Genomic DNA, 19,321 nt, shown 5'->3' with positions numbered 1-19,321 from the left:
CTTACCCGAAAAACCGGATACCACTTTTCGGGAGCATGGTCAGGCGCCGAACTCGGCGCGGAAATCCTCGAGCCGCCGCTTCTGCTGGCCATCGCTGTCGAAATTAGCCGGATCGAGCCACGCCTCATAGGCTCTGCGCAGATCAGGCCATTCCCTGTCGATGATCGAATACCACGCGGTATCGCGGTTTTCGCCCTTGACCACAAGATGCTGACGGAAAATGCCCTCGAACTTGAAGCCGAAACGTTCCGCCGCGCGCTTCGACGGCTCGTTGCGATTGTTGCATTTCCATTCGTAGCGGCGATAGCCAAGCTCGTCGAAGACATACTTCATGAACAGGAACTGCGCTTCCGTCGCGGCCGGCTTACGCGAGATCAGCGGGCCCCAATAGATGTTGCCGATCTCAATGACGCCGTAGGTGGCGTCGATGCGCATCAGCGTCTGGCGCCCGGCGACCTTGCCGCTGGCCTTGTCGATGACCGTGAAGAACAGCGGGTCTTCGCTGGCTTCCGCCTTGTCCAGCCATGGCTGGAAGGCGGCGCGGCTCTCCGGCGGGTAGTCTGGCAGCCAGGCAAAGCGGCCGTCGACATCGGCCACCGACGAGGCCTCAAACAGGCCGTCGCCGTGCTTTTCGGCGTTGAGCGGCTCCAGCCTGACAGTTCGCCCCTCCAGCACCTTGCGTTCGGGCCGCGGGCGCGGTTGCCAATTCTTGAGATTTTCCGACACCGAAAACTCCAATCCGTTTGACTTTTGCGGGCGGACGCTCACAAAAACGCACGCTCGCTGAAAGAACCACACGGACAGGAAAAATGCTCCACACGATTTCGGCCTTCGACCGCCTCGGCGAGGAAAATGCGTTCGCAGTGCTGGCGCGTGCCACGGCACTTGCCCACCAGGGCCGCGACATTGTCAATCTCGGCATCGGCCAGCCCGACTTCAAGACGCCGCAGCACATCGTCGAGGCCGCGATCAAGGCGCTGCGCGACGGCCATCACGGCTATACGCCGGCCAACGGCCTGCTGGCGACGCGCGAAGCGGTGGTCCGCCGCACGCTGGCCACTACCGGCGTCGAAGTCTCGCCCGAAGCGGTGATGATCCTGCCCGGCGGCAAGCCGACCATGTTCGCGGCCATCCTGATGTTCGGCGAGCCGGGCGCCGAAATTCTCTATCCCGATCCCGGCTTTCCGATCTACCGCTCGATGATCGAGTTCACCGGTGCTGCCCCCATCCCGGTGCCGATGCGCGAGGAGAACGGCTTTGCCTTTTCGGCTGCGGAGACCTTGGCGCTGATCACGCCGAAGACCAGGCTGCTGATTCTCAACTCGCCGGCCAATCCGACCGGCGGCGTCACGCCGCGCGCCGAGATTGAGAAGCTGGTCAAGGGGCTGGAAGCGCACCCGGACGTCGCCATCCTCTCCGACGAGATCTACGACGTGATGACCTATGACGGCGAGACGCACTGCTCGCTGCTCGCCTTCCCCGAAATCCGCGACCGGCTGATCGTGCTCAACGGCTGGTCGAAGACCTGGGCGATGACCGGCTGGCGCATGGGCTGGTCGATCTGGCCGAATGGCGACAAGGGCGCGCATCTCTACGACAAGGTGCGCAAGCTGGCGGTCAATTGCTGGTCCTGCGTCAACGCGCCGAGCCAGTATGCCGGCATTGCCGCCATCGACGGCCCGCAGGACGATGTCGACAAGATGATGCGCGCCTTCGACCGCCGCAGGAAGGTCGTGGTCGAGGGGTTGAATGCCTTGCCCGGCGTTTCCTGCATTACGCCGAAAGGCGCCTTCTATGCCTTCCCCAATGTTTCCAAGACCGGCTGGAAGGCCAAGAAGCTCGCCTCGGCGCTGCTCGAGGATGCCGGCGTGGCGCTGATCGGCGGCCCCGATTTCGGCATTCTCGGCGAAGGCTATGTCAGGCTGTCCTACGCCAATTCCGAGGAGAACATCCTGCGCGCGCTGGAGCGGATCGAGGCGTTCCTGGCGAAGTGAGGACGGCGAAAGGAGAAGCCAGATGTTCTATGCCATTCTTGCCTATCACGAGGAAGAAGCGATTACGGCACTGACGCCTGAGCAGGATGCGGCGCTGATGACCGATCTTCTCCAGATCAACGATCGGCTCTACCAGCAAGGCACCCTTGGGCCGGCGGCCCGGCTCGGCGCGACACAAGACGCCTGCACCTTGCGCGGGCCAGGCACCGGAATGGTTATCGACGGCCCCTTCGCCGAGACCAAGGAACAATTGCTGGGGCTCTATGTCGTCGACTGCGCCAACCGTGACGCCGCCATCGACATTGCGCGCGACCTTCGCCGCGTCAATCCGACCGCCGTCTACGAAATCCGCCCGATTTCGCTATATTTACCCGGCGTGCCGCTTCCGGTCACCCGGCCCTGATTTAGACCGGGTTGAGACTAATTTAGCCTCGCCCGACAAATGGCATCTTCGTCGCCATCACGGTCATGAACAGGACGTTCGCGTCGAGCGGCAGGCTGGCCATATGGAGGACGGCATCGGCGACGCGCTCGACATCCATCACCGCTTCGGCGGCAATGGTGCCGTTGGCTTGCGGCACGCCGACCGTCATCGCTTGCGCCATGTCGGTCAGCGCGTTGCCGATGTCGATCTGGCCGCAAGCAATGTCGTAGGGCCTGCCGTCCAGCGCCAGCGTCTTGGTCAGCCCGGTGATGGCGTGCTTGGTCGCCGTATAGGGCACCGAGCCCGGCCGTGGCGCATAGGCCGATACCGAGCCGTTGTTGATGATGCGGCCGCCCATCGGCTGCTGCCTGCGCATGGCGCCGAACGCGGCGCGAGCACACAGGAACGAGCCGGTGAGATTGACCCCGACGATGTCGTTCCACACGTCGACCGGGATGTCGTCGATCAACGTCGATTTGTAGCTCGTGCCGGCATTGTTGAAGAGCAGGTCGACGCGCCCGAAAGCCGCAGCCACCGTCTCGAACAGATCGTCGACCTGATCGGCCTTGCTGATGTCGCAGGCGAAGGCCAATGCCTTGGCCTGCGTCGGCCCGGCCGCGGCGATCGCATCCTCCAGCACCGGCTTGCGCCGGCCGCAGAAGACCGTATTCCAGCCGGCCTTGAGCAGCGCCGTGGCGACGCTTTTGCCGATGCCCGTGCCGGCGCCGGTGACGATGGCGGTTTTATAGTCGGTCATGGCTGTACTCCCTGAAAGGGATGAGCCATCGCAAATGACGGGAACCATGGCAAGCCGGCCCAAAGCCTGTGCTCACAAAAAGGGCGGCCGTTGGCGACCGCCCCTGATCCGAACCGGGCATGGGAGGAGGAAAGCCGATCCGACTGCCTGAAATCATGCGCTCACCGGATTAACGAGAAGCTAACGCCAACGGCGCCGAGCTCCGAGGCTTCCTCTTCGAGCTACCAGCGCGAGCCTGCGACCGGTTTGGCCGTGCTGCCCGCTGCCGGCACCTTCGCCGCCGTCACCGTCGCCTCGACATGGTCGACCAGCGCATCCGGCAAGCCGAGACGGCCGGCAAGCAGGTCGAGATAGCCGCGTTCGGCCCGCGTGTCCGGATCGATGGCAAGACGCGAGGCGGTGTAGAGTTCCAGCTTTTGCGCATCGGTCTTGGCCCCGGCGATCAGCACATCCAGATCGAGCGGCGCCTCCAGTTCCGACATCAGGAATTTCTCCGCTTCGGCGCCGACGCCCGCTAGGCTGAGCTTGCCGGCGATCTTCTGCCGCTCTTCGTCATCGACGTGACCGTCGGCCTTCGCCGCCGAGATCATCGCCCTGACCAGCGTCAGCGTGAATTCGTCTTCGCCCTGCGGCGCTTGCGACGGATGGAAGGCGGTATCGGCCGGCGGCGGCCGCAATTCCGGTTCGCCTGCAGCTTGCGTCTCGGCCGGCACGTTGCCGTTCTTGTAGTTCTGGTAGGCCTTGTAGGCGAGGCCGCCGATCGCAGCCAACCCACCAAGCTTCACCGCCGCACCGGTGACCTGGCGGCCTGGGCCGGTTCCGAGCAGCACCGCGGCCAGCGCACCGGCGGCAAGCGGATTGTCCTTGGCCATCTGCACCGCCTGCCCGGCCTTGTCGCGGACGGTCGATCCGGTGCCGGGAATTTGCGAGCCGAGCAGATCGTCGAGGAGCTTCTTGGGATCGAACATCTATGCCTCCAGAATTGGCCCGGCCGAAGGTGCGCGGGCAGGTTTGCACGTCGAAGACCTAGGTCCCGCAGTTTGACATTACAATGACGCGGTGCATCGTTTTGCCCGCTGCCACGCATGACCTCGAATGGAGGTCTGCTGGGATTTCACGCGGAAATTAAAGTGCTGCAGCCTCCTTCCGCGCCAAAAAACGCGTGTCGAAACCAGCTTCGACTTCGAGTAATGTCGCGGCACGTCGCTTGGGAGGAGCCTGGCATGACCAATGAGACAGCCCGCCAGCCGGCACGCGATCCTCAGGAGCTGGAGCGCCTGCTGATTTCACGGCAATGGGTCGGAGACATTGACGGCATGGCAGCGCTTTTCGAGCAGCATGCCGTCATCGACAGCGGTAGCGGACAACTGACGTTCGGCCGCGAAGCCATCCGGGGGCTGTTCGCGGAGATCACCGCAACCGGCCGAAAATTTCAGTCCGGAGATCAGCGCCCGGCTGTCGTCAATGGCGACCTGGCGCTCACCTCGACCCGGCTTCCCGATGGCACCATCACCACCGAGGTCGCGCGCCGGCAGAACGACGGGACATGGCTGTGGGTCATCGATCGCTTCTCTGTTGCTTGACGTGAAGTTGCTTAACGTGAAGCTAACTTCCGATATGGCGATCGCCGCGCGCTTGCGCCAGCTCGACCTGGTGCTGGCGCTCGGCGTAGCGGGCGCGATCTTCGTTCGAGCGGGCATCGAAGCAATGCGGGCATGAGATGCCGGCAGCATATTTCGGCGACAGCCGGTCTTCTGCAGCCAGCGGATGCCGGCAGGCGCGGCAGAGTTCGGCCTCGCCTTCGAGCAGCCCGTGCGATACCGAAACGCGCTCGTCGAAGACGAAGCATTCGCCTTGCCACAGGCTCTGTTCGCCGGGCACGTCCTCGAGATATTTCAGAATGCCGCCCTTGAGGTGGAACACATCCTCGAAGCCGAGCGACTTCACATAGGCGGTCGCCTTCTCGCAGCGTATGCCGCCGGTGCAGAACATGGCGACCTTGCGCCCCTCGAGCTCGTGCCGATGCTGCTCGACCCAGGCCGGGAATTCGCGGAAGCTGGTGGTGGCGGGATCGACAGCACCTTTGAACGTTCCGAGCGACACCTCGTAGGCGTTGCGCGTGTCGATGACGATGGTGCCCGTATCCGAGATCAGTGCATTCCAGTCGGCCGGCGCAACATAGGTGCCTGCACCTGCCGCCGGATCGATATTGTCCACGCCCATGGTGACGATCTCGCGCTTCAACCGCACCTTCATGCGGTGGAACGGCATCGTTGCGGCGCTGCTGTATTTGATCTCGAGACCGGCGAGACCGTCGATGGATTCGAGATGATCGATGAGCGCCGCGATTGCCGGTTCACTGCCGGCGACCGTGCCGTTGATGCCCTCACGCGCCAACAGCAGCGTGCCTTTGACGCCGCGCGCGCAGCAGAAGGCGGCGAGCGGCGCGCGCAGCGCCTCGAAGGTGTCGAGCCGGGCGAAGCGGTAAAGCGCGGCAACGCGGAAGGCTTGGCTGGGAAGTGTCATCACCAAGCCACTAGACGCTCACGACAGCCTGATCAAGGCAGAGCCGGGAGCGGTCTGATCGCGGAAGGTTTCGAACACCACGCGTGACATCGCGACACGCCGCGTTTCGTGGACAGAAAAACCGCCTTCTGCTAACCGGTCGACTTGATCAACAGAGGAGAGACGACGAATGCCCAGCACGACCGAAAAGCTCCTGTCGCTCCTCAACGGCCAGCCGGTCATACCGGTGCTGAAGATCGCCAATCCCGCCGACGCGGTGCCGCTGGCCCGGGCGCTGGCCAGCGGTGGCCTGCCGGTGATCGAGATCACGCTGCGCACCGCCGACGCGCTGGAGGCGATCCGCCGGGTGGCGGGCGAGGTCGAAGACGCCGTCGTCGGCGCCGGCACCATCCTGGACGCCCGCCAGTTCGGCGAGGCGGCGGCCGCCGGTTCGAAGTTCATCGTCAGCCCCGGCATCACCCGCGAGCTTCTCGCGGCAGCCAAGGACAGCGACGTGCCGTTGCTGCCCGGTGCCATCACGCCGGGAGAGGTCATGGCCGCCCGCGAAGCCGGCCTGCGCTTTCTGAAATTCTTCCCGGCCGAACAGTCGGGCGGCACTGCCTCGCTCAAGGCTTTCGCCTCGCCGCTTGCCGACGTGAAATTCTGCCCGACCGGCGGTATCACCGGCAAGAACGCCGCCGACTACCTCAGCCTGCCCAACGTCATCTGCGTCGGCGGTTCCTGGGTGGCGCCGGACGATCTGGTCAAGGCCGGCAAATGGGACGAGATCGAAGCCTTGGCACGCGCGGCAAGCAAGCTCGGGCGCTAGCATCTTCTGCATCAAAAGCCGCGGCCGATCTGGCCGATCTGGTTCGCCGGCTGGTTCCCGCTCATGGGCTCGAACCACGATTCACGCCTTCAAAGGGCGCTGTCCTACCATTAGACGAAGCGGGAGAATGCCGACCGCTGGTTAGCATCCCTGGATGAAGGAAGCCAGTGCCGGCGGTGGAGGTAGCCGCGCGAGGTGCCCAGCGCGGCCTACTCGGTCTTGAAGCGGGCCACCGACATGAACTTGACGGCTTTGCCGGTGAACCGGTTTGCGTCGGCCATCTCGTTGCCCGGCTGGAAGCCTATCGTATAGACCTCGCTCGGTGCCGTACGGACGAAGTCGTAGGCGTAGCGCGGCGCCGTTGTCGCATCTGAAACAGTTGCGACATACTCACCGCTGTGCAGCGCCCACCGGGCGGACTGCGGCGCGGCGGCGACCACCACCGGCTTGGGGCCGGGCTTCAGGTCGCGGGCGGTGGCCCTGGGTTCCTTGCGTGTGGTCTTCACGCCTGCACCGATGACGGCGGCCGGATCGGAGCCTGCCGGGCGGGCAACGATGGCCTCGCGCGGCGATGCCCCGTCGCTCGATGCCCCGTCGTCGCTCGCCGGTTCCTCGAACACCGATGCTTGCTCGGAAAGCGACGCGACCTTGTATTCGTCGGTCGCGCTGACCCGTTCCAGAACGGCCTTGACCTCGTCGGGCTGGGAACTGTCGGGCCGCGCCGACGGCAATACCGAGAATGCGTCGGTGGCGGTGTTGCTCCGCTCGGCCGCACTCGCCAGCGCCAGCAACACTTGCTTGTCCTGCGGCGCAAGACCCACCGACGAAAGATCGGCCGGCAGCGAATGATTGGGCCGCCAGCTCGGCACGGGAATGTTGTTTGCCGCGACCTGCACCGGGCCGGCCGCAGCAGACGGGTCTGCTATGCCGAACGGAACATTTGCCGGCGCCACGCTTGCCGGCGCTTGCGCGGTCGCCACCGCCTGTTCAGTCGATCCAGCCGCATCCGCCACGCCGAACGGAACGTTTTCAGGCGGCTGGGCGCCGACGTCGGTCTTCGGACGCGGAGCAAAATCCGGCAGCGGAATGCTGCGGGCAGGCAATGCCGCGATGATCGTCTCCGGCGTGTCGTTCTCCGGTTCAGGCGCAGGCGCCGGAGCATCGGCGACTTCCGGAATCTGAGCGCGCTTGGCATCCTGAGGCGCCACGATGGCAATGCCAGGCAGGTTGCTGCTCTTGGCGGACGGCGCCGGCTTCACGTTACGGGGCTTTGGCGCCGGCTCGGCCATCGCCACATCGGCGCTGTCGTCCGCCTCGTCGTCGCCACCGCCGAAGAGGGCTGCCAGGAACCCACGGGATTTTTTGGCACCGCCGCTTGCGCTGGCGAGTTCGATGGCCGGTGCGCCGGCGCCCTTGCGGGCTTTGTAGGAGGCGAGCGCCTGTTGATAGCCAGGCAGCGGCTTGCCGTCGCTCGGCACATGCAGCGTCTTGCCGTTGGGGAACACGCGCGCCAGTTCCTGGCGGCTGATGCCGGGCCAGTGGCGTACATTGCCGACATCCATATGCACGAACGGCGAGCCGGAACTGGGATAGTAGCCGACGCCGCCGCCCTGCATCCTGAGGCCGACGTCGCGCAGCTTCTTCAGCGGCACGCCGGGAATATAGAAATCCATCGCCCTGCCGAGCATGTGCTGGCTTTTTTCGGCGACGCCCCTGCTGCGGCTGCGCAGCATCGAATTCGTGGCCGGCGAACGATAGCCGCAGACGACCTGGATGTAGTCGGTCGCGCCGCTCTCCCGATAGGCCTCCCAGACCAGGTCCAGCAGGCGCGGATCCATCTTGGTCGGCTCGTTGCGACGCCAGTCGCGCAGGATGATGTTGATCTTTCGCAAGCCCGCCTGGTCGTAGCGCCCGTTGCGCTTGTAGACGATCTCCGCCTTTTCATGCGTGTGGAGATGATAGAGCTTCAGCGAACGTGTCTCGGCGCTGGCGCCGGTTGCCGCTGCTGCAAGGAACCCGACGGCAACAATCACCGCTGCCAGCCATCTCGGCCAGACGCTCATGTGATAATGCCGCCCGTTTTTGTGTCGTTCGATTCTGTTCAAATCAAAAGGCCTTGCAGGCTGCCGTTTTGTCCCCGGATTTGACCAAACGGATGCGTGGTGTGTGCATCCGAATATCGATCCTAATGGTTAATCATCGCTTATTGAAGCCGAAATGCGGTAACACGGTGGCGATATCCCGCCAAAAATATTGCGCAGGATATCTTGGTAAACCGCTGGTTTAGATCATGTTTTGGCGCCAGCTCGAAACACGATCTGTTACCGTCCGCCTTAATACGTGAACACTGTGGCGAACACCTCGTTTCGAGGCGCAGTTGCGTGGAATGATGTCCGGATGAGAACCGGCTTGGCCCTGTGACTCAGGAAGCGAGCCGTTCGACGCGGCCGGTTTCCGGGTCGATGCCGTATTCCTTGAGCTTGCGGTAGAGCGTCGACCGGCCGATGCCGAGGCGGCGGGCGACTTCGCTCATCTGGCCGTTATAGTGATCGATGGCGAGCTTGATCATTTCGAGTTCGACGTCGGCCAGCGCACGCACATTGCCGCGCTCGTCGAGCGCCCGCAGCGTGCCGAAACGAGGCTTGGCTGGTGCATCGGCGTCGGCGGCTGCGATGCCGCCAGCGGCCGATATGTTGTCGCGCGGCTGGCTGCCCGAAGCCACTCCGGAAGCTGGCCACCCTGGAGTTGGCCCCCCTGAAGCTGGCCACCCTGGAGCTGGCAAGGCGATACCCGAATCGAGATTGACCGTGCCCTCGACTTGCGCCCGGATCTGCGGGAATTCTTCTTCGGTCAGCATGTCGCCGTCGGCGAGCACCGAAGCCCGGAAGACGGCGTTTTCGAGCTGCCTTATGTTGCCCGGCCAGTCATAGGCCTGCAGCATGGCAAGCGCCGCAGCCGAGATGCCTCGCAGGCGGTGGCGCGGATCGGCGGGCGCCACCTTCTCCATGAAGTGCTCAACCAGATACGGGATGTCGTCGCGACGGTCGCGCAATGGCGGCACGAAGATCGGATAGACGTTCAGCCGATAGAACAGGTCCTCGCGGAACTTGCCGTCCTTGACCTGCTGCAGCAGGTTGCGATGGGTTGCCGAGATCAGCCTGATGTCGACCCTGACGGTCGAGCGCCCGCCAACCGGATCGACCTCGCCGTCCTGTACGGCGCGCAACAGCTTGACCTGCACGTCGAGCGGCAGGTCGCCGATTTCGTCAAGGAACAGCGTGCCGGTGTGCGCTTCGACGAACTTGCCGGTATGTTTTTCGGTGGCGCCGGTGAACGAGCCCTTCTCGTGCCCGAACAGGATCGATTCGACCAGATTGTCGGGGATGGCGCCGCAATTGACGGTGACGAAGGGTTTCGAGCGGCGGTCGCCGCTGCCCTGGATGGCGCGCGCCACCAGTTCCTTGCCGACGCCGGATTCACCTTCGATCAGGATCGGAATGTTGGACGCCGCCGCCTTGCGGCCGAGCCGGATCACCCGATCCATCGCCGGACTGTGGGTGATCATGTCCTTGAACGTCAGATGGCCGCCGCGCTGCCGTGACGAGCGCTTCACTTCGCCTTCGAGCGCTTCGACCTTGAGGGCGTTGCCGATCGACGCCTGCAGCCTATCGGGGGAGGCCGGCTTGACGACGAAGTCGAAGGCGCCGTGACGCATTGCCGAAACGACGGTTTCGATGCCGCCCTGCGCGGTCTGCACGATGACGGGAATGTGGATGCCACGCTCGCGCATCGCCTTCAGCACGCCGATGCCGTCGAGCCCGGGCATCATAAGGTCGAGGATGACCACCGACACGTCGCGCGCATTGGGTCCGTCGACAAACTCGAGACCCGCCTCGCCGCCATCGGCGACGATCGCGGTGTGGCCGAATTTCGTCACCGCCGCCTCGAGAAGCCTGCGCTGCACGGGATCGTCATCGACTATGAGTATGGAAGCTGCCATGACTGATCCGACCGTGCCCGCCCGAGAATGCGCCCTATGGATCATCTTGGCACAGGGTTCTAAATAAGCTTTCAAAAAACCCGGTGAATGAATTCCTTAGGATTTGACCGGCTTCTCGTTTCCTCGAATTTTTGTGTCTGGAAGGATCGGCAATGCGCATGGTTTTTGCTCGAAAGCTGGCGGCGGCGCCCGGTCAGGGCGTGGCGGAGCTTGGCGACCTGCCGGAATGGAATCTGGCCGATCTCTATTCGGGCATGGAAGCGCCCGAGTTGAAGCGCGACATCGCCAAGGCCGCCGTCGATGCCATCGCCTTCGAGAGCCGTTGGAAAGGCACGCTCGCCGCCGAGGCCGGGCGTGGCAGCGCCGGCAGGCTTGGCGAGACGCTTCAGGCCTATGAAGCGCTGGAGGAGCTGATCGGCCGCATCGTCTCCTATGCCGGGCTTGTCTATGCCGGCAACACGTCGGATCCGCAGCGCGCCAAGCTCTATGGCGACATCCAGGAAAAGATGACCGATGCCAGCGCGCACCTGCTGTTTTTCGCGCTCGAGCTGAACCTCATCGACGATGGCGCGATCGAAAACGCACTCGCGGCCGATCCGGCCTTCGCCCATTACCGGCCCTGGGTGCTCGATCTGCGCAAGGACAAGCCCTATCAGCTCGAAGACCGCATCGAGCAGCTCTTCCATGAAAAATCGATCACCGGGCGCGGGGCCTGGAACCGCCTGTTCGACGAGACGATGACCGATTTGCGCTTCGACGTCGACGGCGAGGAGCTGACGCTGGAGCCGGCACTCAATCGCCTGCAGGACGCAGACAGCGAGGTGCGCCGCCGGGCGTCCGAGGCGCTGGCCACGACCTTCCGCAAGAATTTGCGCGTCTTTACGCTGGTCACCAACACGCTGGCCAAGGACAAGGAGATTTCTGACCGCTGGCGCGGCTTCGAGGACATTGCCGATTCCCGCCACCTCGCCAACCGCGTCGAACGCAGCGTGGTGGATGCACTCGCCGCCGCGGTTCGCGACGCCTATCCACGCCTGTCGCATCGCTATTACGCGATGAAGGCGCGCTGGCTCGGCATGGAGGTGATGAACCACTGGGACCGCAATGCGCCATTGCCCGAGACCCCGCAGGCAGTCATCGGCTGGGACGAGGCCAAGAACACCGTGCTTTCCGCCTACCAGCGCTTTTCGCCCGACATGGCGGAGATCGCCAGAACTTTCTTCGACCGCAACTGGATCGATGCACCGGTGAGACCCGGCAAGTCGCCTGGCGCCTTCGCGCATCCGACCGTGCCTTCGGCGCATCCCTATGTGCTGCTCAACTACATGGGCAAGCCGCGCGACGTGATGACGCTGGCGCACGAGCTCGGCCACGGCGTGCACCAGGTGCTGGCCGGCGGCCAGGGCGCCCTGATGGCATCGACGCCGCTGACGCTGGCCGAAACCGCATCGGTGTTCGGCGAAATGCTGACCTTCCGCTCGCTGCTCGAGCAGACCACCGACAAGCGCGAACGCAAGGCCATGCTCGCCCAGAAGGTCGAGGACATGATCAACACGGTCGTGCGCCAGATCGCCTTCTACGAGTTCGAGCGCAAAGTGCATGCCGAGCGCAGGAGCGGCGAACTGACCTCCGACAAGCTCGGCCAGTTCTGGTTGGAAGTGCAGGCGGAAAGCCTCGGGCCGGCGATCAAGCTGCGCGAAGGGTACGAGATTTTCTGGACCTATATCCCGCATTTCATCCACTCGCCTTTCTACGTCTATGCCTATGCATTCGGCGATTGCCTGGTGAACTCGCTCTACGCGGTCTACCAGAACGCCGAGCGCGGCTTTCAGGAGAAATATTTTGCCATGCTGCGCGCTGGCGGCACCAAGCATCATTCCGAGCTTCTGGCACCGTTCGGCCTCGACGCGGCCGACCCTGCCTTCTGGCAGATCGGGCTTGGCGTGATCAGCGGACTGATCGACGAGCTGGAAGCACTGGACAATTGATGCGCAACACTGGGTGATGCGCAACACCGGATGACCGGGTTTTCCAGAACAGTTTAGCTGCAATGCATATTGGCGATGGTTCTATTCTTGTCTTGGATATTTGTTCTTAAATAACTTTCCATGGAAGTTTTCCGTTAGATTCCCGTAAGCTGTATGATAGCGTCCGCCCTCAAGCTCAGCCGGGCACGAATGGATCCGGTCGGAAAATCCCGACCGGTCATGGCGTGTCGGCGGATGCGACAACGGTTGTTGGCCAGGGGCAAACCGGTCGCCGACAGCTCGATCGAAGCCGGCTGTTCTGCAAATTGCGGAACCACCATCGAATGGTCCTTCGCCGAGGTCATGGCTCCACAGGCCAGGGCGGACGGATCGGACTGGAGAGAGAAAGACAATGGGCACTTTTTTCTACATGCTCCTGGCGTTCCTGGTAGGTGTGTTGGTTGGCTGGTTCATTTGGGGACGCCTGCGTGGCGAACTCGACAGTTTGCGCGGCGATCTAGACCGCACGCGCAGCGAACGCGACAGATTGCGGGCCGATAGCGACCGTCTGACCGGTGAGTTGGATGCATGCGGCCGCGCCCGCGCCGATCTCGAACGCCGGCTGGGCGAGGCGAAAACCACCCAGGCGCCAACCGCGAAGGCGGCAACAGCCAAGGCGCCAGCCGCCAAGACCGGCGCGACCAAAGCCGCGATGCAGGCGCCGTCAACGCTGATGTCGACATCCGCACCGGCTAAACCGGCGCCGAAGAAATCTGCAACGGCGAAGGCCGCGACCGCGCCACGCGCAAGTGCCGCGAAAACGGCAACGCCGAAACCGCCTGCATCGAAAGCGAGCGCCGCGCCGACGACCGCGCCAGCGGCAAGCAAGGCTGCGCCGGCGGCAAAGAAAGCCGCGACCGGCAAGGCAACAGCCACCGCGGCAGGCAAAGCCAACGATCTGCGTCGCCTGATCGGCATCGGCCCCACCAACGAGCGGCTGCTCAAAGGGCTTGGGGTCACGACCTATGCCCAGATCGCCGCCTGGACGCCCGACGATGTCAAGCGGATCGAGGCGACGTTGAATTTCGACGGCCGTATCGAACGTGAACGCTGGATCGAGCAGGCGAAACTGCTTGCCGCCGGCGACGAAAAGGAATTTGCGCGCCGCTTCCCGACCGCGGGAGAAGCCAGCAACACCTGATCCATCGCAGGCGGCATCTGGAACAAGGCGGCGCCCTCTGGCGCCGCATTTGTTTTTGCCGCCGCGCCTTTGCGTCTTGAGACGCCGCTCCCTCGATTGCACACGGTCGAGCCCCCATATAGATCGATCGCTGGTGACCGCAGCATCCGAGCCTTATGTCCCTGCCCCTGCCCTTTGCAATTTTCAGGAACGACGAGACCGCGCGGCAGCTCGTTTTCGACCGGCCGGCCGAGATAATCGCAGCGCATGGCGAGGCGGACTTTTTGCCTGCCCTGGAAGCCGCGCAGGTAGCACATGACGGCGGCAAATGGCTGGCCGGTTATTTCTCCTACGAGGCCGGTTACCTGCTCGAACCCAAGCTCGTTCCGCTGCTGCCGGCCGGCCGCCGCGCCCCGCTTTTCTGCCTCGGCGTGTTCGACGCGCCAGTCGAGGAGACGATCGCGCCAGGCGATCTGCCGGCTAGCAACGGCCCAATCTTCGACGCCAAGGCAGCCTGGTCTTCGGACGACTACGCCAAACGCTTTGCCAGGCTGCATGACCATATTCGCAAGGGCGACTGCTACCAGGGCAATCTGACCTTTCCGGTCCGCGCGCAATGGTCGGGCGATCCGCTGGCCGCCTTCAACGCGCTGACCGAACGCCAGCCGGTGAAGTATGGCGCGCTGGTCGCGCTCGGCGATCCGATCGTCTTGTCGCGTTCGCCCGAACTGTTCTTCGAGGTGGACGCGGAAGGCATGATCGAGACGCATCCAATGAAAGGCACCGCGCCGCGCGGCGCCACCAAGGCCGAGGACGATCGCCTGAAAGCGTTCTTGCGCAACGACGAGAAGAACCAGGCCGAGAACCGGATGATCGTCGATCTCCTGCGCAACGACATCTCACTGATCAGCGAGGTTGGCACGCTCGATGTGCCGGAGCTTTTTCGCATCGAGAGCTACCCGACGGTCCACCAGATGGTGAGCCGCGTGCGGGCAAAACTTTTGCCCGGCCTCGCCATCCGCCAGATTTTCGCCGCGCTGTTCCCCTGCGGTTCGATTACCGGCGCGCCGAAGATCCGCGCCATGGAGATCCTGCGCGAGCTGGAAGGTGGCCCGCGTGACGTCTATTGCGGCGCCATAGGCTGGATCGCGCCCGGCGGCCGGATGCGCTTTTCGGTGGCGATACGCACCATCTCGCTCTTTGCCAATGGCGAGGCGGTCTACAATGTCGGCGGTGGCGTCGTCTTCGATTCGACAGCCGAAGAGGAGTACCAGGAGTGTCTGCTGAAAGCCCGTTTCGCGACGGGAACACTGCCGATTTCGAACTGATCGAAACAATGCGCTGGGAACCCGGCTCGGGTTTCGTCCGTTTCGACCGCCATCTCGCGCGGCTTTACGGTTCGGCAAGCGAACTCGGCTTCGCCTGCGACCCGCAAAGGGTCGGCGAAGCGCTGATGAATGCGGTCGGCCGCCAGCACATCGCATTGCGCACTCGCCTCGTCCTGTCGCGCAAGGGCGAAGTGGCGGTGTCGGTGCAGCCCTACGAGCCGCTCGCCGCAGACAAGGTCTGGACCCTGCAGCTGGCGCGCGTGCGGCTTGATTCGAGCGACATGCTGCTGCGCCACAAGACCAGCGGCCGACAAACCTATACGCGCGCCCGCGCCGAATATCTCGCCAGCCGCGCCAACGAGGTGCTGCTCGCCAATGAGCGCGGCGAAATCTGCGAGGGCACGATCACCAACGTCTTTGCCGATTTCGGCGACGGCGTGCTGGCCACGCCGCGGCTCGATTGCGGCCTGCTGCCTGGCGTCCTGCGCGGCGAACTGCTGGATCAAGGCCGCGCCGGTGAAGCGGTCTACACGTGGAACGAACTGCAATCGGCCAAGGCGCTGTTCGTCGGCAACTCGCTGCGCGGATTGATCCCGGCGCGGCTGGGCTGAAGCATCTGGAGACAACAATGTTCGTGGTTTCGCTGAACTACAAGGTGCCGCTGACCGAGATCGACTGCCTGCAGCAAGCGCATGTCGAGTGGCTGAAGGCCTGCTATGCGCAAGGTATCTTTGTCGCCTCCGGGCCAAAGCGGCCAAGGACCGGCGGCATCATCATCGCGCGCGGTCCACGCGAGGAGCTCGATGCCAGACTGGCGGACGATCCCTTCGCCAAGGCAGGTGCCGCCGATTACGAAATCACCGAATTCACGGCGAGAATGGCCGCTGCCGCACTGGAAGCCTACAAAGAGGCATGAGTTTCCGCCCACCGACCCACACACCCTATGACGGCTCGTCGAAACTGTTCACCATCGGGCTGAAGCCGCTCAATCTCGATAGATGGATCGAGGTCGACCAATATCTGCTGCCCTATCTTGCCGAGAAATGCCGGCTTTACGCGGAAATTCCCGACAAGGTTTTTGTCGAGGAGCAAGCAACGCGCGACGCCCAGCGCGAAGTGCTCGATCTGGTCGGTGCGCATCTGGCGGCGAACTTTCCTGAGACCCACAGGCGTACCGCCGACGGGATCGAGGTGATCGGCGGCACCGACGATCTCGAAGGCTCGGGCACCGCAGCTTCTTTCAGCGATGCGCCGCTTGCCGCGGCCTCGTTGCTCGTCCAGGAAGATTTGATCCTGATGCGCCGCGACGAGAGCGGCTGGCGTCTGGCGGCCGGCTCGCTCTGCTTCCCCTCGTCATGGTCGCTGATCGAAAAATTCGGCAAGCCGCTGCAGCAGATCCACGCGCCGGTACCGGGTTTCGGCCCGGGCACACGCCCGGCCGATCTCATCAACCGCATGTTCGACGGCCTCCAGGGCCAAGCCGTCGAGCGCTACAACTGGTCGATCCAGGCGGGCGACGCGCTCTACCATCCGCTCTCCAACCTCGAACGCATCGACCGCGCCAGCTGTCGCCCGTCGAGATTCCCGGATGGCGACATCGACGCCCATGCCTTTATCCGCGTCGAACGGCAGACGCTGAGAAAGCTCCCCGTTTCGGGCGACGTACTCTTCACCATCCGCATCCATCTCGACCCGCTCGCCGTGCTGGAACGCCACCCCGACCGCGCGGCGCTCGCGGCGTCCTTGGCCGAACAACTTCTGGCGCTGGACGAGCCACAACTCGACTACAAGGGGATGACCGCCGACCGTGACCGGCTGGTCGCGTGGCTCAGGGCGCTAGTGCTGTCCTAAATCGCGGCCAGGCCCAGCAGCAGGATCGCGGACATTGCGGTAAAGACGGTGACGTTGACATCCCACCGCCAGCCCGCCGGTCCAAACGGCGGCCGGAACGGCGGATAGCCGTTCTCGTCATACAGCACGCCACCGTAGATCGGCCGCGAGAGCATGGCCGCGAAGAATGCTCCATACATAGCCGCGGCCAATCCCCCGGCGAGATAGAGCCGCTCGGCTTCGAGTTGTCCCTTGATCCAGATAAGTCCGAGCGCAATCAGCGCCACACCGGTGTAGCTCAGCACCTGCCAGACGACATGAAACCGGGCGTGTGGGGTCCACAACGGATTGGTTGCATGTGTGGCGTTGAAGTCGGCTTTGATCGTCGCTACGCCGTAGCCCACGGTCGCGACGCTTAGCAGAATTCGGGCAAGCAGATGACTATCGTAAGCGAGCTCCATCGCATTTTCCTCCCTTATGCAGGAACGACTTGAATGGCACCCTGGGCACAGAAGAGCTGCCCATCGGCCAGCCGCGCATAATTATGGACGATCCCCTTCTCGTGATCCTGCAACTGCACGATGAAGTTGCCGCTCTGCTCCGTCTAACTCGCGAGCACGAGATTCGGGCGTACGCTGGTCAGGTCGACCTTGACCATCTCGTCGATTTCGGTGGTCCCGATCGACGCCTGGATATGCAATTCCTGCGGCGAGAAAAACGTCAGCCGTGGTACGAAGGGGCCGAAAACGCAGTCGAAAGTCTTGCCGACGAGCGAAGCTGGAAAAGCATCGGTTTCTGCCATCATCCTCTCCTTGGGCATGGCCGCCGCTGCGGGCCACGCCATTTGACGATTCTCGGTGTCGCAGTCGCATAAACATCCGAATATATGCCCTTGGAGCGCTCCAAGGAATACGATCCGCCTATTTCGGTTTTGAGTCAATAAAATTCTTGGAGCGCTCCAAAAAATGGTCTACCTCAGGAAAAACGAGTGAATCGCCAATGCCAACCCTAGCCGATGTCGGCAAGGCTGCCGGAGTTTCCCGGGGGACTGTCTCCAACGTCTTCAACCGGCCGGAGCTGGTCAGGCCCGAATTGCGCGAGCGCGTCGAAGCGGCCGCGCGAGCGCTCGGGTTTGGCGGCCCCGATCCGAAAGGACGATTGCTGCGGGACGGCAAGTTCAATGCCATCGGGTTCATGCCGCCTGGCGCCTACGCCATCTCCGAAGTGATGAGAAGCCCCTATGGCCGTGAGCTGGTGCTCGGCGTTTCGCTCGCCTGCGACGAGGCTGGAACGACGCTCAGCCTTGTAAACGGCACCGATGACACGCGCTTCGCCAGCATCCGCGATGCGCTGGTTGACGGCTTTATCCTTGGTCACAGCGCCGACATTGGTCTCATAATTTCGGTACAGAGACGGCGTCTGCCCTTCGTCATTCTCGAAAGCGACGCGGGTCCCGACATCAATTCGATAAAGATCGACGGTAGGAGTGGAGCGGTTGCTGCCGTCCGGCATTTGATCGGGCTGGGGCACCGGCATTTTGCCATCCTTTCGGTGCGCCGGACTCCCGGCCCGCCGATTGTCCACATGCCCGGACAGGCAACGCGCCCGCTTCTGGCCGGCTTCCCGCTCGACGATGAAAGGCTCGATGGTTTCAAACAGGGTTTGGCGGAGGCGAATTTGTCGATCGACGATGTCCCGATCATCGAGACGATACCAGGCGAGCCGTCTGCCGGAGCAGTGGTGTTCGACAGGGCGCCTGAAGTAACCGCGATCCTGACCATGTCGGATTGGCAGGCGATCACAATACTGGACGAGGCGGTTCGCCGCGGCATCGACGTGCCGGGCCACGTATCGGTCGTTGGCTTCGATGGGACCGCTGAATCCGCACGCACCACGCCTCCGATGACCACTGTGGCGCAAGACGTGATCGGAAAAGGCAGGCTGGCCGCCCGAATGGTTCTTGACAATGAGGCCCCCCGCCAGGTCGTTCTGCCGGTAGAACTGGTGGTTCGAGCCTCCACGGCCGGGCCGAGGGCAAAAGTCCGCTGAAACGCGCGGATGCGCCATCCGCATCAGGGGCGGCGCTGGCAGCGTCTTTTCGCTAAGCAGCGTCTGACACTGAACGGGGCACAACTTGACTATAAGGGCCTGACAGCCGACCGTGACTGTCGGCGGAAGACAACTGTAACTTGTGGCTTGGGGGAACAATGATCCAGCATCTTGGCAGGCCGGTCACGTTCATGGCCGCGATCCTGGTACTGTCGACAGCAGCTGAGGCGGAGCCGGTGACTTATGCCGGCAAGCTTGGAAAAAGCGATATCGTCGTCGAATTCACCGGCGACCCCGCGACCGCCGACGGCCCGCTGGCCGGCCGCTACTTCTACCGCTCGAAGGGCGTCGATATCCCGCTGCAGGCCAGGTTGCAGAAGGGCAGCAAGTTCGAACTGGCCGAGGAGGAGGCATGCGGCGCCGATAATTGCGATGACGGAAAGGCCGCGCCGATCGCC

The 19,321-nt window shown here is 63.5% G+C and carries 19 protein-coding genes and 1 tRNA gene; 11 read left to right on the top strand and 9 right to left on the bottom strand.

Going from position 1 to position 19,321, the window contains the following annotated elements; all coding sequences use genetic code 11:
* Positions 1-39 precede the first annotated feature (39 nt).
* A complete protein-coding gene (locus NKI70_RS14380) occupies positions 40-726 on the bottom strand; it encodes a GNAT family N-acetyltransferase (RefSeq protein WP_352568119.1) in 687 nt (228 codons plus the stop codon).
* An 83-nt stretch (positions 727-809) separates the two neighbouring features.
* Here NKI70_RS14380 and NKI70_RS14375 point away from each other — a divergent pair, with 83 nt between their 5' ends.
* Both NKI70_RS14375 and NKI70_RS14370 read left to right on the top strand, forming a co-directional pair.
* A complete protein-coding gene (locus NKI70_RS14375) occupies positions 810-1,994 on the top strand; it encodes a pyridoxal phosphate-dependent aminotransferase (RefSeq protein WP_352568120.1) in 1,185 nt (394 codons plus the stop codon).
* A gap of 22 nt (positions 1,995-2,016) precedes the next feature.
* Complete coding sequence (locus tag NKI70_RS14370; RefSeq protein WP_352568121.1) at positions 2,017-2,397, top strand: YciI family protein; 381 nt, start codon at positions 2,017-2,019, stop codon at positions 2,395-2,397.
* Positions 2,398-2,419: 22 nt separating this feature from the next.
* On the opposite strand, the gene NKI70_RS14365 is transcribed toward NKI70_RS14370, so the two are convergent.
* Both NKI70_RS14365 and NKI70_RS14360 read right to left on the bottom strand, forming a co-directional pair.
* Entirely contained in the window at positions 2,420-3,175 is a 756-nt protein-coding gene (locus NKI70_RS14365; protein ID WP_352698598.1) for an SDR family oxidoreductase, read from the bottom strand.
* Between the two features lie 221 nt (positions 3,176-3,396).
* Positions 3,397-4,143 carry a tellurite resistance TerB family protein gene (locus NKI70_RS14360; protein WP_352724677.1) on the bottom strand — a complete coding sequence of 249 codons (747 nt, stop codon included), beginning with the start codon at positions 4,141-4,143 and terminating at the stop codon, positions 3,397-3,399.
* A 255-nt stretch (positions 4,144-4,398) separates the two neighbouring features.
* On the opposite strand from NKI70_RS14360, the gene NKI70_RS14355 reads away from it, so the two are divergent.
* Positions 4,399-4,758 (top strand): YybH family protein, encoded by a 360-nt coding sequence (locus tag NKI70_RS14355; protein WP_352568124.1) that lies wholly within the window; start codon positions 4,399-4,401, stop codon positions 4,756-4,758.
* 22 nt (positions 4,759-4,780) lie between these two features.
* On the opposite strand, the gene trhO is transcribed toward NKI70_RS14355, so the two are convergent.
* Entirely contained in the window at positions 4,781-5,701 is a 921-nt protein-coding gene (gene trhO, locus NKI70_RS14350; RefSeq protein WP_502894478.1) for an oxygen-dependent tRNA uridine(34) hydroxylase TrhO, read from the bottom strand.
* Between the two features lie 169 nt (positions 5,702-5,870).
* Here trhO and NKI70_RS14345 point away from each other — a divergent pair, with 169 nt between their 5' ends.
* Positions 5,871-6,509 (top strand): 2-dehydro-3-deoxy-phosphogluconate aldolase, encoded by a 639-nt coding sequence (locus tag NKI70_RS14345; protein ID WP_352568126.1) that lies wholly within the window; start codon positions 5,871-5,873, stop codon positions 6,507-6,509.
* A 51-nt stretch (positions 6,510-6,560) separates the two neighbouring features.
* Here NKI70_RS14345 and NKI70_RS14340 read toward each other — a convergent pair.
* The 3 genes from NKI70_RS14340 to NKI70_RS14330 all read right to left on the bottom strand — a co-directional run bounded on the left by NKI70_RS14340 (position 6,561) and on the right by NKI70_RS14330 (position 10,509).
* Positions 6,561-6,634 (bottom strand) — tRNA-Gln (locus NKI70_RS14340).
* An 84-nt stretch (positions 6,635-6,718) separates the two neighbouring features.
* Positions 6,719-8,572, bottom strand: a complete 1,854-nt coding sequence (gene mepK, locus NKI70_RS14335; RefSeq protein WP_352568127.1) for a peptidoglycan L,D-endopeptidase MepK — start codon at positions 8,570-8,572, stop codon at positions 6,719-6,721.
* A gap of 359 nt (positions 8,573-8,931) precedes the next feature.
* The gene (locus tag NKI70_RS14330) at positions 8,932-10,509 is read right to left on the bottom strand and encodes a sigma-54-dependent transcriptional regulator (protein WP_352568129.1); all 1,578 of its coding nucleotides are present in this window, start codon (positions 10,507-10,509) and stop codon (positions 8,932-8,934) included.
* A 152-nt stretch (positions 10,510-10,661) separates the two neighbouring features.
* Here NKI70_RS14330 and NKI70_RS14325 point away from each other — a divergent pair, with 152 nt between their 5' ends.
* The 6 genes from NKI70_RS14325 to NKI70_RS14300 all read left to right on the top strand — a co-directional run bounded on the left by NKI70_RS14325 (position 10,662) and on the right by NKI70_RS14300 (position 16,835).
* Complete coding sequence (locus NKI70_RS14325) at positions 10,662-12,497, top strand: M3 family oligoendopeptidase (protein ID WP_352454076.1); 1,836 nt, start codon at positions 10,662-10,664, stop codon at positions 12,495-12,497.
* A gap of 391 nt (positions 12,498-12,888) precedes the next feature.
* Positions 12,889-13,677 (top strand): helix-hairpin-helix domain-containing protein, encoded by a 789-nt coding sequence (locus tag NKI70_RS14320; RefSeq protein WP_352454075.1) that lies wholly within the window; start codon positions 12,889-12,891, stop codon positions 13,675-13,677.
* 155 nt (positions 13,678-13,832) lie between these two features.
* On the top strand, positions 13,833-14,984 hold the full coding sequence (locus NKI70_RS14315; protein ID WP_352454074.1) for an aminodeoxychorismate synthase component I: 1,152 nt from the start codon (positions 13,833-13,835) through the stop codon (positions 14,982-14,984).
* Entirely contained in the window at positions 14,933-15,595 is a 663-nt protein-coding gene (locus tag NKI70_RS14310) for an aminotransferase class IV family protein (RefSeq protein WP_352568132.1), read from the top strand. Before NKI70_RS14315 ends, NKI70_RS14310 begins: the two co-directional genes overlap by 52 nt.
* Before the next feature lie 17 nt (positions 15,596-15,612).
* Positions 15,613-15,900, top strand: coding sequence for a YciI family protein (locus NKI70_RS14305; RefSeq protein WP_352454072.1), 288 nt, complete (start codon positions 15,613-15,615; stop codon positions 15,898-15,900).
* Complete coding sequence (locus tag NKI70_RS14300) at positions 15,897-16,835, top strand: heme-dependent oxidative N-demethylase family protein (RefSeq protein WP_352698590.1); 939 nt, start codon at positions 15,897-15,899, stop codon at positions 16,833-16,835. Before NKI70_RS14305 ends, NKI70_RS14300 begins: the two co-directional genes overlap by 4 nt.
* Here the strand turns inward: NKI70_RS14300 and NKI70_RS14295 are convergent.
* Both NKI70_RS14295 and NKI70_RS14290 read right to left on the bottom strand, forming a co-directional pair.
* Positions 16,832-17,275, bottom strand: a complete 444-nt coding sequence (locus NKI70_RS14295) for a DUF6640 family protein (protein ID WP_352454070.1) — start codon at positions 17,273-17,275, stop codon at positions 16,832-16,834. The two genes, NKI70_RS14300 and NKI70_RS14295, sit on opposite strands and share 4 nt — an antisense overlap.
* A 143-nt stretch (positions 17,276-17,418) precedes the next feature.
* Entirely contained in the window at positions 17,419-17,616 is a 198-nt protein-coding gene (locus NKI70_RS14290) for a hypothetical protein (protein WP_352698588.1), read from the bottom strand.
* 197 nt (positions 17,617-17,813) lie between these two features.
* Here NKI70_RS14290 and NKI70_RS14285 point away from each other — a divergent pair, with 197 nt between their 5' ends.
* Positions 17,814-18,863, top strand: a complete 1,050-nt coding sequence (locus tag NKI70_RS14285) for a LacI family DNA-binding transcriptional regulator (RefSeq protein WP_352698586.1) — start codon at positions 17,814-17,816, stop codon at positions 18,861-18,863.
* Positions 18,864-19,321 lie beyond the last annotated feature (458 nt).

The sequence above is a fragment of the Mesorhizobium sp. M0500 genome, assembly GCF_040321165.1.
In the GTDB taxonomy this organism is placed as follows: Bacteria; Pseudomonadota; Alphaproteobacteria; order Rhizobiales; family Rhizobiaceae; genus Mesorhizobium.
The sequence above is the reverse complement of the archived record's forward strand: the minus strand, read 5'-3'. Positions and strand labels throughout refer to the sequence as shown.

Coding starts and splice junctions, on each gene's coding strand:
- NKI70_RS14330 (WP_352568129.1), bottom strand. CDS start 10,509: ATGGCAGCTTCCATACTCATAGTCGATGACGATCCCGTGCAGCGCAGG.
- NKI70_RS14300 (WP_352698590.1), top strand. CDS start 15,897: ATGAGTTTCCGCCCACCGACCCACACACCCTATGACGGCTCGTCGAAA.
- NKI70_RS14355 (WP_352568124.1), top strand. CDS start 4,399: ATGACCAATGAGACAGCCCGCCAGCCGGCACGCGATCCTCAGGAGCTG.
- NKI70_RS14315 (WP_352454074.1), top strand. CDS start 13,833: ATGTCCCTGCCCCTGCCCTTTGCAATTTTCAGGAACGACGAGACCGCG.
- mepK (WP_352568127.1), bottom strand. CDS start 8,572: ATGAGCGTCTGGCCGAGATGGCTGGCAGCGGTGATTGTTGCCGTCGGG.
- trhO (WP_502894478.1), bottom strand. CDS start 5,701: ATGACACTTCCCAGCCAAGCCTTCCGCGTTGCCGCGCTTTACCGCTTC.
- NKI70_RS14360 (WP_352724677.1), bottom strand. CDS start 4,143: ATGTTCGATCCCAAGAAGCTCCTCGACGATCTGCTCGGCTCGCAAATT.
- NKI70_RS14325 (WP_352454076.1), top strand. CDS start 10,662: ATGCGCATGGTTTTTGCTCGAAAGCTGGCGGCGGCGCCCGGTCAGGGC.
- NKI70_RS14295 (WP_352454070.1), bottom strand. CDS start 17,275: ATGGAGCTCGCTTACGATAGTCATCTGCTTGCCCGAATTCTGCTAAGC.
- NKI70_RS14285 (WP_352698586.1), top strand. CDS start 17,814: ATGCCAACCCTAGCCGATGTCGGCAAGGCTGCCGGAGTTTCCCGGGGG.
- NKI70_RS14375 (WP_352568120.1), top strand. CDS start 810: ATGCTCCACACGATTTCGGCCTTCGACCGCCTCGGCGAGGAAAATGCG.
- NKI70_RS14290 (WP_352698588.1), bottom strand. CDS start 17,616: ATGGCAGAAACCGATGCTTTTCCAGCTTCGCTCGTCGGCAAGACTTTC.
- NKI70_RS14305 (WP_352454072.1), top strand. CDS start 15,613: ATGTTCGTGGTTTCGCTGAACTACAAGGTGCCGCTGACCGAGATCGAC.
- NKI70_RS14320 (WP_352454075.1), top strand. CDS start 12,889: ATGGGCACTTTTTTCTACATGCTCCTGGCGTTCCTGGTAGGTGTGTTG.
- NKI70_RS14345 (WP_352568126.1), top strand. CDS start 5,871: ATGCCCAGCACGACCGAAAAGCTCCTGTCGCTCCTCAACGGCCAGCCG.
- NKI70_RS14370 (WP_352568121.1), top strand. CDS start 2,017: ATGTTCTATGCCATTCTTGCCTATCACGAGGAAGAAGCGATTACGGCA.
- NKI70_RS14365 (WP_352698598.1), bottom strand. CDS start 3,175: ATGACCGACTATAAAACCGCCATCGTCACCGGCGCCGGCACGGGCATC.